12 protein-coding genes are annotated in these 12,431 nt (G+C 67.2%); 10 read left to right on the top strand and 2 right to left on the bottom strand.

Translation table 11 applies throughout. The features are described from left to right. Positions 1 to 40: 40 nt before the first annotated feature. Positions 41 to 958: a LysR substrate-binding domain-containing protein gene (locus C0Z18_RS09900; protein ID WP_102645221.1), complete on the top strand. Its 918-nt coding sequence runs from the start codon at positions 41 to 43 to the stop codon at positions 956 to 958. Here the strand turns inward: C0Z18_RS09900 and C0Z18_RS09895 are convergent. Next, complete coding sequence (locus C0Z18_RS09895; protein ID WP_102645220.1) at positions 868 to 1,830, bottom strand: LysR family transcriptional regulator; 963 nt, start codon at positions 1,828 to 1,830, stop codon at positions 868 to 870. The genes C0Z18_RS09900 and C0Z18_RS09895 overlap by 91 nt on opposite strands. Before the next feature lie 113 nt (positions 1,831 to 1,943). Here C0Z18_RS09895 and C0Z18_RS09890 point away from each other — a divergent pair, with 113 nt between their 5' ends. The 9 genes from C0Z18_RS09890 to C0Z18_RS09850 all read left to right on the top strand — a co-directional run bounded on the left by C0Z18_RS09890 (position 1,944) and on the right by C0Z18_RS09850 (position 11,973). Then, positions 1,944 to 2,921 carry an NAD-dependent epimerase/dehydratase family protein gene (locus C0Z18_RS09890; RefSeq protein ID WP_102645219.1) on the top strand — a complete coding sequence of 326 codons (978 nt, stop codon included), beginning with the start codon at positions 1,944 to 1,946 and terminating at the stop codon, positions 2,919 to 2,921. A gap of 99 nt (positions 2,922 to 3,020) precedes the next feature. Then, positions 3,021 to 4,169, top strand: a complete 1,149-nt coding sequence (locus tag C0Z18_RS09885) for an acyl-CoA dehydrogenase family protein (RefSeq protein WP_102645218.1) — start codon at positions 3,021 to 3,023, stop codon at positions 4,167 to 4,169. A 34-nt stretch (positions 4,170 to 4,203) separates the two neighbouring features. Next, complete coding sequence (locus tag C0Z18_RS09880) at positions 4,204 to 4,608, top strand: thioesterase family protein (protein WP_102645217.1); 405 nt, start codon at positions 4,204 to 4,206, stop codon at positions 4,606 to 4,608. Positions 4,609 to 4,623: 15 nt separating this feature from the next. After that, complete coding sequence (locus C0Z18_RS09875; protein ID WP_102645216.1) at positions 4,624 to 5,616, top strand: NAD(P)H-dependent flavin oxidoreductase; 993 nt, start codon at positions 4,624 to 4,626, stop codon at positions 5,614 to 5,616. A gap of 78 nt (positions 5,617 to 5,694) precedes the next feature. Continuing rightward, a complete protein-coding gene (locus C0Z18_RS09870) occupies positions 5,695 to 6,834 on the top strand; it encodes a bifunctional chorismate mutase/prephenate dehydratase (protein ID WP_102645215.1) in 1,140 nt (379 codons plus the stop codon). 2 nt (positions 6,835 to 6,836) lie between these two features. Beyond that, on the top strand, positions 6,837 to 7,574 hold the full coding sequence (locus C0Z18_RS09865; RefSeq protein WP_102645214.1) for a hypothetical protein: 738 nt from the start codon (positions 6,837 to 6,839) through the stop codon (positions 7,572 to 7,574). A 195-nt stretch (positions 7,575 to 7,769) separates the two neighbouring features. Further along, entirely contained in the window at positions 7,770 to 9,221 is a 1,452-nt protein-coding gene (locus C0Z18_RS09860; RefSeq protein ID WP_102645213.1) for an efflux transporter outer membrane subunit, read from the top strand. After that, positions 9,218 to 10,432 (top strand): HlyD family secretion protein, encoded by a 1,215-nt coding sequence (locus C0Z18_RS09855; RefSeq protein ID WP_102645212.1) that lies wholly within the window; start codon positions 9,218 to 9,220, stop codon positions 10,430 to 10,432. Before C0Z18_RS09860 ends, C0Z18_RS09855 begins: the two co-directional genes overlap by 4 nt. A 2-nt stretch (positions 10,433 to 10,434) precedes the next feature. Continuing rightward, positions 10,435 to 11,973: a DHA2 family efflux MFS transporter permease subunit gene (locus C0Z18_RS09850; RefSeq protein WP_102645211.1), complete on the top strand. Its 1,539-nt coding sequence runs from the start codon at positions 10,435 to 10,437 to the stop codon at positions 11,971 to 11,973. Between the two features lie 125 nt (positions 11,974 to 12,098). On the opposite strand, the gene C0Z18_RS09845 is transcribed toward C0Z18_RS09850, so the two are convergent. After that, on the bottom strand, positions 12,099 to 12,428 hold the full coding sequence (locus tag C0Z18_RS09845; protein WP_102645210.1) for a DUF1330 domain-containing protein: 330 nt from the start codon (positions 12,426 to 12,428) through the stop codon (positions 12,099 to 12,101). Positions 12,429 to 12,431 lie beyond the last annotated feature (3 nt).

Genomic DNA, 12,431 nt, shown 5'->3' with positions numbered 1-12,431 from the left:
TTCCGGACTTTCAGGACAACTTTTCCGTAATCGACCCTCGATGGATACGCTTAGTGGACTTGCCGTCTTCGTTCGCGCCGCCGAAACGCTGAGCTTCGTCACAGCCGGCCGCGCGCTCGGCATCTCGGCGTCGGCGGTGGGCAAGAGCATTGCGAAGCTCGAGCAAAGCATGGGGGTGCGGCTCTTTCATCGCACCACGCGGCGCATTGCGCTCACCGAGGAAGGCGCGATCTTTTTCGAGCGTTGCCGCCACGCGCTGCAGGAGATCGAGGATGCGCAAGCGCAGCTCTCGCAGGCCAGCGACGCGCCGCGCGGCCGTTTGCGCGTGAGCATGCCGACGATCGGCTATCGGCTCGTGCTGCCCGTTATCGGCGAGTTTCGCGCGCGCTATCCGGAGGTCGAGCTCGATCTGGATTTCAGCGATCGGCACGTCGACGTGATCGAGGAAAACTTCGATGTCGTCATTCGCGGCGGCCAGCCGGCCGACTCCAGTCTGAAAGCGAGGCCGGTGGCCCCGTATCGCTTCGTCGTCTGCGCGTCGCCCGATTACTTTGTGCGGCATGGCGTCCCGCGGCAGGCGCAGGAATTGAGCGCGCACGTATGTTTGCGCTTCAAGTATCAATCGAGCGGGAAGCTGCAAGACTGGCTGATCGACGGCGCGGCGGCATCGTGCGGCGACGCCGCGCGCGCACCGCTCGTCTTCAACAACGCCGAGGCGGTATTGGCGGCGGCCACCGAAGGGCTGGGGCTCGCGTACCTTCCGGACTTCCTCGTACGCCAAGCCATCGCGCAGGGACATCTGCAAACGGCGCTCGACGCTTCGACCACGCTCGAAGGCGTTTTGCGCGCGCTATGGCCGGCGAATCGTCACGTGCCGCCACGGCTGCGGGTGTTCGTCGATTTCTTGGCCGAGCGCCTTGGAGGCACTGCGGGCGCTGCTCGCGCATCGGCGATATAGGCCTGCAAGCCGCGCGCGAGTGCGTCGAACGTCGCCGTACAACGCACGCTGCCGCGCAGGTCCTCGTGCATCACGACCCAGGTCGGCAACTTCAGCGAAATAGCCTTGGGCAGGATGCGTACGAGCCCATCGCGTCGAGCGATCGCCGTTTGGCAAAAGCCGATTCCGCAGCCCGCGCGCAGCAACGCGAGTTGGGCGAGATCGCTATCCGTGCGCAACGCGAATGCCTCGCGCCGCCATGCGGGCAGTGCTTTTCCGGCCTCCCGGATGAACGGCGTCAATTGATCGAAGCCGATCAGTGCATGACGGGCGAGTTCGGGCAACGTCTGCGGCGCGCCATGATGCGCGACATAATCGGCCCGCGCATAGAGCCCTAACTCAATATCGCCGATGCGGCGCGCGACGAGCGCATCTTGCGAGGGTTGCGTCATGCGCACAGCGATATCGACCTCGCGCTGCAGCAAGTCTTGGAGCCGATTGGAAGTCACCAATTCGACAACGAGCTCGGGGTGCGTGCGCCGCAGCTCGCCGATGACCGGCGGCAACACCTCCACGCCGATGACGTCGCTGGCGGACACGCGCACGACGCCCCGCACGCCGGGGCCGTGGCTCGCCGCGGCCCGCTCCAGCGCAGCGGCCGTACTGCGCAGCGCCACCGCATAGCCACGTAACTCGAGCGCGGCCTCCGTCGGCAAAAGCCCCGACTGCGAACGCGTAAACAGCGTCTGGCCGAACGCGGCCTCGAGCGCCGCGACATGGCGTCCCGCCGTCGGCTGCGTGATGCCGAGCGCGCGGGCGGCGCCCGAAAGCGAGCCCTCCGTCAACACGGCGAGAAAGGTTCGATAAAGTTCCCAACTAAGATTTTCGGTCATACATAAATGTATAGCGGATAGATCATTCTCGCCAATTCCTTTATATCGCGCGGCACCCGACAATGGGCCCATCGAAAGAAACGAAACAGACCACGCGAGCAAGGAGAGCGGCCATGGAAGCGATGCGGCAAACGGAAAATCAACAGGTACTCGTGCTCGGCGCGACCGGCGGAATCGGCGGCGAACTCGCGCGTCAACTGCGCGCGGCGGGCTGGACGGTGAAAGCGCTCGCACGCCGGCCGGATGCCGGCACGACGGCCGACGGGATCACGTGGATACGAGGCGACGCCATGGATCGCGAAGCCGTCGTGACGGCGGCGCAAGGCTGCGACGTGATCGTGCACGCGGTGAATCCGCCCGGCTATCGGCGCTGGGCCGAACTCGTGCTGCCGATGATCGACAATACGATCGCGGCGGCACGCGCCGTGGGCGCGACGATCGTTTTGCCCGGCACCGTCTACAACTACGGCCCCGACGCCTTTCCATTGCTCACGGAAGACTCGCCGCAACGACCGACCACGCGCAAAGGGGCGATCCGCGTCGAACTCGAGCGCAGACTGCGCGCGGCGACCGAAGATGGCGTGCGCGCGATCGTCGTTCGCGCCGGCGACTTCTTCGGTCCGCAGGCCGGCAATAGCTGGTTTTCGCAAGGGCTCGTCAAAGGCGGCCGCCCGGTCGATGTCGTGCAACTCCCCGGGCACCCCGGAGTGGGCCATCTATGGTCCTACGTACCGGACGTCGCCCAAACCATGCGCCTGCTCATCGAACGCAGACATACGCTGGACGCATTCGCGGCGTTTCACATGGCAGGTCATTGGGACGAGGACGGTATGCGCATGGCCGAAGCGATCCGCTCGGTTGCGCGGCGTCACGGCACGCTCGCGCGCATGCGTCGCTTTCCCTGGTGGCTCGTCACGTTGGCCGCGCCTTTTGCGACGACGCTGCGCGAATTGCTCGAGATGCGCTACCTGTGGCGCGTGCCGGTGAAAATGAGCAACGAGCGCCTTGGCAAGACATTGGGTCACGAGCCGCACACGCCGCTCGAGACCGCGGTCGAAGCGACCCTCGGCGGACTCGGCTGCCTCTCGTGATATCTCGGCCGCCGTCGCGCGTATGAGAGAAATGACAGTTTCTCCCACACGCTGATTTGTTTAGATTAGCGCCACATCCAAACGTGACGCGCGACGACAATGAACCTTGCAGCCAACGTTTCCCATCCGGATGTCGCGAGCAAGTTTCGCGGCATCGCCGAATCGTTTCGCCACGACGCGTCCGCGGGCACGTTTGCGTGGGACGCGTGGCAGGCCGTGTCCGACGCCGGTCTATGGCGGCTACCCGTACCCGAAAATCTCGGCGGTGACGGCGGAACGTGGAGCGAGTTCGTCGATGCATTCGAGGCAATCGTCTCGACGCTGCGTTCGGTCGGCTTCGCGATGGCGCTCGCCAATCAAGCGACGTTGATACGCGCCGTGCTCGCGCATGGCTCGCCCGCGCAACTCGATCGCCATCTGCCGCGGCTCATGGCGGGCGCCGTCGGTGCCACGGCCATCTCCGAGAAAGGCACCGGCACCGAAGTGCGCGCGCTCGAGACGCGGCTGACGCGCGAGGGCAACGACTATCGGCTCGACGGCCACAAGTACAACATCAGCCATGCGCCCGAGGCGCGGTTGGTGTTGGTCGTCGCGTCCTGCACGAGCGGCGATAAACCCGCGACGGCACTCGTCCTGCTCGATCCCACGCGCGAAGGCGTGAGCCGCACGGCCCCGCAGGAAACGTTCGGCGTGGCGGATCTGCCGATCGGCGATATCACGCTCGCGAACGTGCGCATCGGCGAACACGATCTGCTCGGCGAGCCGGCGGCCGGCTTGCGCTTGCTGATGGACATCGCGTCGATGAATCGCGCGCTGTTCGGTCTGCTGTGCGCCGACGTCGTGCGGCCGTTTCTCACCGATGCGCTCCAGTACGTCGGCTCGCGTGCGACGCTCGGCACCACGCTCGACAAACATCAGCACGTGCAGCGCCGGCTCGTCGAAATCGAGATCGGTGTACAGCGCACACGCTGGATGGCGCTCGCGGCGCTCGACCAATTGCTCTCGCATCACCCGGCCGCCTTGGCCAATTGCTCGATCGCCAAGCTCGGCGGCGCGCGCGATCTCGCACAAGCGGCGCTGCATCTGCTCGCGATCCACGGCAGCGACGGTTACCGCCGGGGCGCGCTCGCCACGTTCGTTGCCGACGCCCTCGCGATGGGATCGGCCGGAGGCACCGAAGAAATGCACAGCCGGAACATCTTCGGCCAGATGCAGCGTGCCGCCGCCACGACCGCCGGCATCCGTTGACCCTCGCTTTCCTACCCCGATCAAGGAGTCCAAGTTGACTATCCAGCCAGGGCTGAGCGCCCAAGCGACGCATCGCGTCGATACCATTTCCCTCGCCGATCAATGGGGGGGAGAAGCGCATGCGCTTGCGAGCCCGATCATGATCATTTTCATCGAGCAGACCTGCATGAAAGCGACCGATCATCTGCTGCCCGAAGATCAAATGACGGTCGGCTACAACTTCGAGATCAAGCATCTCGCACCGACTCCGCCGGAATGGGAAGTCACCGTGGACGCCGAGTTGATCGAAGTGGACGGGCGGATGATGACCTATCGCGTCTGCGTGCGCGACGCCGTTGGCGTGGTCGGCGAAGGCATTCATACGCGCTGCGCGGTCAGCCGCTCGGGCTTTCATCAGCGCCTAGCCGAGCGGCGCGACAGCGCCGCGCTCGCACAATAACCCCCGGAGGCATCGATGGCGACGCCCGCTCTCCTTCAATCGCTGCGGCTGCCGGTGATCGCCTCACCGATGCTGATCGCGAGCTATCCCGACATGGTGCTCGCTCAATGCAAGAGCGGGATAGTCGGCTCGTTTCCCGCGCTGAACGCACGCTCGAGCACGCAGCTCGACGACTGGCTCGGCATGATCGACGCCGATCTGCAAGCGCATCGGGCCGCGCTGCCCGAGTCGATCCTCGGCCCGTATGCGCTCAACCATATCTGCCATCCGTCGAACACGCGCCTCGAGGCCGATCTGCGTATCGCGATCGACCGGCGCGTGCCGGTGATGATCACGAGCCTGCGTGCGCCGGCTCGAGAGGTCGTCGATGAAGTCCATCGATACGGCGGCATCTTGCTGCACGACGTGACGACGATACGCCACGCGGAGAAAGCCCTGGAAGCCGGCGTGGACGGATTGATTCTCGTGGCCGCCGGCGCGGGCGGTCATGCCGGAACGCTGTCCCCCTTCGCGCTCGTGCCCGAGGTGCGGCGCTTTTACTCGGGCTTCGTCGCGCTCGCGGGCTCGATCGCGACCGGCGACGCGATTGCCGCGGCCTGCGCGCTCGGCGCCGATTGCGCGTATATCGGCACGCGCTTCATCGCGTCGCGCGAAGCGAATGTCGTGTCCGGCTACAAGGACACCATCGTCCAAGCCACCGCCGCCGACATCGTCTATACCGACGCATTCACCGGCGTGCACGGCAACTATCTGCGCCAAAGCATCGAGGCCGCCGGCATCGATCTGCGCACGCTCACTCGTGTCGAGGGCGCGCGCATGGACTTTTCGCCGGAATCGGGCGCCAAGCAATGGCGCGACATCTGGGGGGCGGGGCAAGGCGTGGGCTCGATGGATACCGTGCTGAGCGTGGCCGAAATCGTCGAGCGGCTCGACGCGGAATACCGCGCGGCAATCGCTCGGCTGGAACCGCTCGGCCGTTCGACGCCGCACACCGTGATGCCGCACTGAGCGCCGCCGCTCGGCACAGCCGCGGCGCCACACGCGCACGAAGCATTTACCGCATTGCTCGCCAGGGAACGCATTGCCATGACGCCTCTCGAACTTGCGCCGCCGCCGACGGTCGACGATGCCATCGCCGCTTGCCGTACGCGCATCGACTCGATCGACGCCGATCTGCTCGCGCTGATCGTGCAACGAGTCGAATGCGCCACGGAAATCGGCCGGCTGAAGCGGCGCGGCGGGCTGCCGGTCTACCATCCCGCGCGCGAGAGCTCGATCATCGCCAACCTGTGCGCGCGCTCGCACGGCGCGCTGCGCGACGATCACGTCGCTTCCATTTGGGGCGCGCTGTTCAGCGCCAGCCGAGCGTTGCAAGGCGCGCCTTCGGCCGCGTTTCTCGGTCCGGCGGGCACGTTCACGGAAGCCGCGACGCGGCAATTCTTCGGCGACGCGGTACGCACCGACGCGCGCGAAACGCTCGAGGGCGTATTCGCCGCGTTGAGCGAGGGCGAGACCGAATTCGCCGTGGTCCCGATCGAGAACTCGACGGAAGGCACCATCACCCGTACCGTCGATTTGCTCGCCCAGCATGCCGCGCCGATCACGGGCGAGATCGAGCAAGCGATCGTTCACTGTCTGCTGAGTGCGAGCGGCTCGCTCGAAGGCGTCGATTGCGTCTTGGCCCATGAGCAAGCCCTTGCGCAGTGCCGGGGCTGGCTCGACGCGCATGCGCCCCGGTTGCGGCGCATCGCCGTGTCGAGCAACGGGGCGGCCGCGCGGGAAGCCGCCGAGCACGGCCATTGCGCGGCGATCGCGGGCGAGCCCGCCGCGCTGCGCTACCGGTTGCGCATCGTGGCCCGCGCGATTCAGGACGATCCCAACAACTACACGCGCTTTTTAGTGCTCGGCGGTCCCTCGCCGGAACCGACGGGCAACGATCGGACGAGTCTTTCGTTCGCCCCGAGCGACGGCACCGACGAACTCGCCCATCTATTCGGCGTGCTCGCCCAGCGTCAAATCGACGTGCTGTGGCTCGCGGTGCGTCCGGCCCGCGCGGCCGGCTTGCCGTATCGCTACTTTGCCGATTTGCACGGCCACGCCAGCGACCCGCACGTGCGGGCGGCGCTCGACGATCTCGCCCCCACCCTTTCGGGCTTGCGTGTGTTGGGCGCGTATCCGCGCGCACGGCTGACCGACGCCGTGTGCCGCTCTTCGTCCGGACACTGACCATGCAGACGCTCATACCGGATGTGTCGATCGTCGCCAGGCGGATTTGCGCGATCAGAGAAGGACGCGACGATCGGTTGCTCGTGCTCTGCGGCGTCGCCGCGCCGTGGTCCTTGCCGCTCGCGATGGGCAAGTGGCTGCGCGCGCTGCGCAGCGAGTACGAGGACGAGCTAGAGCTCGTGCCGTTCGTGCATGGCGTTCGAGACGACAGCGGACTCGGCCCGGCGCCCGACGCCGCCGCGATCGACGCGTTGCTGCGGCGGCTGGTCCGGCTCAGGATACCGCCCGCCGTCATCGTCGAGTCGTCGGCCACCGCCTACGGCCGCTGGCGCGCATTGCTGGCGCCGCTGGCCACGGATCGCTGGACGCTGTGCGAACACGACAGCATCCGCAGTACGCCCGACGCGATCCGGCCCAAAGCCAGCGGACTGCTGGTGCCGTGGCCGTTGCCCGCCCACATTCCCGCCTGCTCGGATGCGTCGTGCCGCCGGGTGGTGCTCGAGGTGGCCGGTCCACATACGCATTTCGGCACATCGGTCGCCACGCTCGCGGATGCATTCGTCGGCGGCGACATCGACATCGCCGGTGTAGCGCTCGGCACGATGCTCGGCACGGCCGCCGGTGCCAGCGTGTCGCGCACCGACATCGCGGATGCGCTCGACCGATTGGCCAACGGCGTACGCGCGCGCCGCATCGCGGCTTTCACGCGCCGGGCACCGTCGCTTCGAAGCAAGCTTTAAGAAGCCGGGGCCCTTCGCAGCCCCAAGCCGCTTGGTTGAGCGGCGGCGCTCTTCGTACGCGCTCGATCCGCCACGCCCTGCGTCCCGCCCTTCGCGGGCGGCGCGACTGACATTTCTAGCAGTTGCCGAGTTGGTCGTATTGTCTAAAGATATATCTTAAGACAATCACCCACGGGGGAGCGGAGTCCACGACCCATGCTCACGAGAACATTCAGAGCGCGACCTCGAAGCGCGCGACTCGCCGCCGCGCTTGCCGCGGCGGCGCTTTCGGGCTGCGCACCGTTCGGCGAGCAACCGCCCACCGCCACCATCACTCCTGTCGAACGATTCGATGCCGGCGCCGCCATCCGCCGTGCCTCGGCCGGCGAGCAGCCCGCGCCGCGATGGTGGGATGCGTTCGGCGACGCCCAACTCGATCGCATCGTGGACGACGCACGCTTTGGCGCGCCTTCGCTACGCGTGCAGCACGAGCGCGTGCAACAAGCGCTCGCCGAGGCGGATGTCGAGCGAGCCGCCGGCTTGCCGATGGTCGATGCGAAGGCCGATGCCATCCCGCAACGCTTGTCGAAGAGCTATCGCACGCCGCCGCCCGCGGCCGGACATTGGCAAGTCGATACGCAGGCGCTCGTTACCGCGTCTTTCGATCTCGACTTGGCCGGCCGTCTACGGGCGACGGCTCGCGCCGCGCGCTTGCATGCCGACCAACAGCAAGCGCTCGAAACCGCGGCGACGGTATCCCTCGAGGCCGCCATCGTCGAAACGTATCTGCAACTCGCGCTAGAGCAGCAGTTGCTCGCGATTGCGCAAGACACGCTCACTCAGCACGAGCATTTATTGAAGCTGACGACGGCGCGCGTCGATGCCGGGATTGACATGCGGACGGCCGCGCTGCGCGCGGGGGAGCCGGTACCGCTCGCGCGGGCCGGCATCGAGCGGCACCGCGCCGCGGTGGCCGGGCTCAGGCATCGGCTCGCGGCGCTCGTCGGCCGCGGCCCCGGCTACGCCGACACTCTCGTCGCGCCGGCCGGCATACTCGCCGCGCGCATGCCGCTGCCGGCCGTGCTGCCCGCCTCGCTCATCGGGCGGCGCCCCGACGTGCTCGCCGCGCGTTACGACGTCGAGGCGAACGCCGCAGGCATCGAGGCGGCGCGCGCGGCGTTCTACCCGGATATCGATCTGCTCGCCTTCGCGGGCGTGCAGAGCTTCGGCTTTCGCGCGCTGCTGCACGGCAATAGCGGAACGTTCGGCGCCGGCCCCGCGCTGACCCTGCCCATCTTCGAAGGCGGCCGCTTGCGGGCGGCGCTGCGCGCGCGGAACTCGGCCTACAACGCGGCCGTCGCGGCTTACGACGACACCGTCGTGGGCGCACTCGCCGAGGTCAGCGACGCCCTGACGCAAATCGACGCGCTCTCGCGCGAGCGCGATTGGCAGCGGCAAGCACTCGAGCGCGCGCAGCAAACCTACGACGTCGAAACACGCCGGTACGCCAAAGGCATCACCGGCTATCTGGACGTCTTGCTCGCGCAAGGCCGCTTGCTTGAAGACCGTACGTCCGTTGCGCAAGCGGACGCCTCTTTCGCCATCGAGCATGTCCGGTTGATCACCGCGCTCGGCGGCGCCAGCACGCCTGTTGGAGTCCAACCATGACTGTCATCGAAACGTCCGCGGCCGAGCAAGAAGCGCTCGCCGCGGGTCTGCGCGCCGCCCGGCGGCGCCGCTTCCGCTTGTTCTTCGTCGCGCTGGCCGTGGCGGCCGGCGCCGGTGTGGCCTACTGGTCGGCGACGCGCGGCGTCGAAACGACCGACGATGCCTACGTAGCCGGCGACGTCGTGCAAGTCTCGTCGCTCGTGAACGGCACCGTCGATGCCGTGATGGTCGAAAACGCCCAATGGGTCCATCCCGGCGATCCCCTTTTCCGCGTGGACAGTACCGACGCGCGTCTCGCGCTCGATGCCGCCGTCGCCGAGCTTGCGCATGCGGTGCGCGCATACCGGACCGCGCGCGCCGACGTCTCGCGCGAAACCGCCCAGATCCTACTGCAACGATCCGAGCTGGCGAAAGCGAGCGACGATTTGCGGCGGCGCGAAAGCCTCGCGCAAGACGGCGGCGTCTCGCGCGAGGACATCCGTCATGCGCGCGATGCGATGACGAGCGCCTCGGCATCGCTGAGCGCGCAGCAAGCGTCGTACGAGGCCGCGCTCGCGAAAACCGACAGCACGTCGATCGAATCGAACCCGCTCGTGCGCGAAGCGGCCGCCCGCGTGCGCAGCGCGGCCCTCGCGCTGCGGCGCGTTCAAACGCGCGCGCCCGTCGGCGGGCTCATTACGCACCGCGTCGTGCAAGTCGGCCAGCATGTCGCGCCGGGCACGATCGCCATGGCGTTGGTGCCGCTCGACCGCGTTTGGGTCGAGGCGAACTTCAAGGAATCGCAGTTGCGCGAGATGCAGCCGGCGCAGGCCGTGGAGCTGCGCTCGGACCTGTACGGCCCCGATGTCGTCTTTCACGGCCGCATCGACGGCATCGAAGCGGGGACGGGCGCGGCCTTCGCCTCCGTCCCGGCGCAAAACGCAACCGGAAACTGGATCAAGGTCGTGCAGCGCGTGCCGGTGCGGATCGCGCTCGATCCGGCCGAGTTGCGCGCGCATCCGCTGCGCATCGGGTTGTCGATGACCGCATCGGTACCGCTCGGCCATCGAGCAGGGACGGCATCGGCATCGACGCCGCCCGCGCTCGCCACCGCGCCCGCGCCGATCGACCAAACCACCGTCTACCGTGGCGACGACGAGGCGGGTGACGCGCTCGTGACCGAAACGATTCGCGCCAATAGCGGTGCCGGCGCGCACGAGCCGGGGGCGTGACCATGGCGTCGATCAACTCCATCGCGGCGCCCAAGCAGCCGCTCGAACCCATGACGGGCACGGCGCTCGTCTTCGTCGCCGTCGCCATCAGCGTGGCGAACTTCATGCAGACGCTCGACCTGACGATCGCGAACGTCGCGGTGCCGACGATCGCGGGGGACCTCGGCGTCGCACCGGACATGGGCACGTGGATGCTGACCTCGTTCGCGACGCCGCTTGCCATCACGCTGCCGCTCACGGGTTGGCTCGCCCAGCGTTTCGGGCAGGTGCTGCTCTTTCGCGTATCGCTGATCCTGTTCGTGGCGACGTCGATCCTCTGCGGCCTCGCGCCCAACTTCGAATCGCTGCTGGTTTTCCGCGCGTTGCAGGGCGCGGCGTCGGGTCCGATCACGGCGTTATCGCAAGCGCTCCTCATGGCCGTGTTTCCGCCCTCGCGCCGTAACGTCGCGCTGGCGGTCTGGCAAACCACCACGTTCGTCGCCCCCGTACTCGGCCCGATCATCGGCGGCTGGATCACCGACAACATCACATGGCCGTACATCTTTTACGTCAACGTTCCGACCGGCGCCGCCGTCCTGCTCGTGCTGATGCGGTTTTTGAAGGGGCGCGACAATCCCACACGGCGCTTGCCCGTGGACATGGTGGGCCTCGCCCTGCTCGCGGCAACCTTCGGTTCGCTGCAGTTGCTGCTCGATCGTGGAGAAAACCTCGACTGGTTCGCATCGACCGAGATTCGCACGCTCGCGCTCGTGTGCGTCGTGTCCTTTTGCGCGCTCATCGTATGGGAATTGACCGAGGCACACCCGATCGTCGACCTGCGGCTCTTCGCGAATCGCGAATTCACGGCCGGCACGCTCTCGGTCATGGTCGGGTTCGCGGTCTATTACGGCGCGCTGGTGCTCGTACCGCTCTGGCTGCAGACGCAGCAGGAGTACACGGCCACCTGGGCCGGCATCGCGACCGCGCCGCTCGGTATCGCCGGGATCGTCATCGCGCCGCTCCTCGGCCGCTTCCAGGGCCGCACCGATCCGCGCGGGCTCGCGACGATCGCACTCGTCGGCTGGGGCGCCGCCTCGTTTTGGCGGATGGGATTTACCACCGACGTGACGATCGGCGACATCGCGGCCAATTCGCTGCTGATGGGCGCGGCCACCGCCTTCTTCATCACGCCGCTCGTCTCGCTTTCCATCGCGGGCCTGCCGCGCGACCGGCTGCCGGCGGCCTCGGGCCTGCAAAACGCCTTGCGCCGGCTCGGCACGAGTATGGCGACCTCGATCGCACCGACCTACTTCGAACGCCGCGCCCGCGTGCATCGCACCTACCTCGTCGATCGCATCACGCCATTCGATCCGGGCACGAGCGACTGGCTCGCCAAACTCGAACATAGCGGCATGTCGCCGGCCGGCGCGCTGGCGTCGGTCGCGCATTCGATCGAGATCCAAGCCCATATGCTGGCCTTGAACGATTTTTCGTTCGGCTCCGTGCTGCTATTCGTCGCGACGCTGGCGCTCGTGTGGTCCATTCGCTACCGGCGAGTCTGAACGTCGAACGGCTCTCAAACGAGAGCGGCGGCATCGCATGACGCGAGGCCGCCGCAAGCACCGCACTTAGCTGTTAGACGAAGACGAGGACGATCGGATAGAACCCGCTCATCGCCCGCCGATCGTTACGACACCGGGGTCGATACCTCGGCCGCAACGGGCGCGGGCGCATAGCCGTCGGTCAGGATACCGATCGTATGCGCGGCCCCTTCGCGCAACCGCTTGGCTTCCTGATACGACTCCGAGCGATACCAGGCCCGGGCGCGCTCGGCCGATTCGAATTCGAGCACGACCACGCGCTTAGGCGACCAATCGCCTTCGAGCGTTTCCGTCTCGCCGCCGCGCACGAGGAAACGCCCACCGAATGCGGCGACGGTCGGCGCGCCGATTCGGCGGTATCCCTCATAGGCTTCGGGGTCGTGCACGTCGATATCGAAAATCACGAATGCGGACATGTT

This window comes from Trinickia dabaoshanensis, from assembly GCF_002879885.1.
Lineage (GTDB): Bacteria > Pseudomonadota > Gammaproteobacteria > Burkholderiales > Burkholderiaceae > Trinickia > Trinickia dabaoshanensis.
The sequence above is the reverse complement of the archived record's forward strand: the minus strand, read 5'-3'. Positions and strand labels throughout refer to the sequence as shown.

Excerpts from the sequence above, each read along its gene's own strand:
- C0Z18_RS09900 (WP_102645221.1), top strand. The coding sequence starts at position 41 with ATGGATACGCTTAGTGGACTTGCCGTCTTCGTTCGCGCCGCCGAAACG.
- C0Z18_RS09895 (WP_102645220.1), bottom strand. The coding sequence starts at position 1,830 with ATGACCGAAAATCTTAGTTGGGAACTTTATCGAACCTTTCTCGCCGTG.
- C0Z18_RS09890 (WP_102645219.1), top strand. The coding sequence starts at position 1,944 with ATGGAAGCGATGCGGCAAACGGAAAATCAACAGGTACTCGTGCTCGGC.
- C0Z18_RS09885 (WP_102645218.1), top strand. The coding sequence starts at position 3,021 with ATGAACCTTGCAGCCAACGTTTCCCATCCGGATGTCGCGAGCAAGTTT.
- C0Z18_RS09875 (WP_102645216.1), top strand. The coding sequence starts at position 4,624 with ATGGCGACGCCCGCTCTCCTTCAATCGCTGCGGCTGCCGGTGATCGCC.
- C0Z18_RS09870 (WP_102645215.1), top strand. The coding sequence starts at position 5,695 with ATGACGCCTCTCGAACTTGCGCCGCCGCCGACGGTCGACGATGCCATC.
- C0Z18_RS09865 (WP_102645214.1), top strand. The coding sequence starts at position 6,837 with ATGCAGACGCTCATACCGGATGTGTCGATCGTCGCCAGGCGGATTTGC.
- C0Z18_RS09860 (WP_102645213.1), top strand. The coding sequence starts at position 7,770 with ATGCTCACGAGAACATTCAGAGCGCGACCTCGAAGCGCGCGACTCGCC.
- C0Z18_RS09855 (WP_102645212.1), top strand. The coding sequence starts at position 9,218 with ATGACTGTCATCGAAACGTCCGCGGCCGAGCAAGAAGCGCTCGCCGCG.
- C0Z18_RS09850 (WP_102645211.1), top strand. The coding sequence starts at position 10,435 with ATGGCGTCGATCAACTCCATCGCGGCGCCCAAGCAGCCGCTCGAACCC.
- C0Z18_RS09845 (WP_102645210.1), bottom strand. The coding sequence starts at position 12,428 with ATGTCCGCATTCGTGATTTTCGATATCGACGTGCACGACCCCGAAGCC.